This window comes from Gemmiger formicilis (assembly GCF_016901605.1).
Classification (GTDB): Bacteria; Bacillota; Clostridia; order Oscillospirales; family Ruminococcaceae; genus Gemmiger; species Gemmiger formicilis_B.
Map to the genome: position 1 here is coordinate 1 of NZ_JACJKP010000552.1, position 327 is coordinate 327.

Sequence of the window (327 nt, forward strand, 5' to 3'; positions counted from 1 at the left end):
GCCGGTCAGCAGCCCGGCTACTATACCATGACAGATCTGCTGCGCGGTAAACTGCCATGCGTCTGAGAGGAAACGAAATTGCCGCCTGTGTGGTCATTGCGCTGGGAGTGGGCGGTGTCTTATTAGGATCTGCTTTTCAAGAGCCTTTGCAGGCGCAGGTGGCCGCTGCCGCAGCGGTGGTGCTGCCTACGCCCACGCCGGCGCCTACACCAGCGCCCACTCCCAGCGCAATGACCACACAGGCGGCAATTTCGTTTCCTCTCAGACGCATGGCAGTTTACCGCGCAGCAGATCTGTCATGGTATAGTAGCCGGGCTGCTGACCGGC

1 protein-coding gene is annotated in these 327 nt (G+C 60.9%); it reads right to left on the reverse strand.

Going from position 1 to position 327, the window contains the following annotated elements; genetic code table 11:
- Positions 1–136 precede the first annotated feature (136 nt).
- Positions 137–271 carry a hypothetical protein gene (locus H6B10_RS18785; RefSeq protein WP_275951101.1) on the reverse strand — a complete coding sequence of 45 codons (135 nt, stop codon included), beginning with the start codon at positions 269–271 and terminating at the stop codon, positions 137–139.
- Between the last annotated feature and the right edge of the window lie 56 nt (positions 272–327).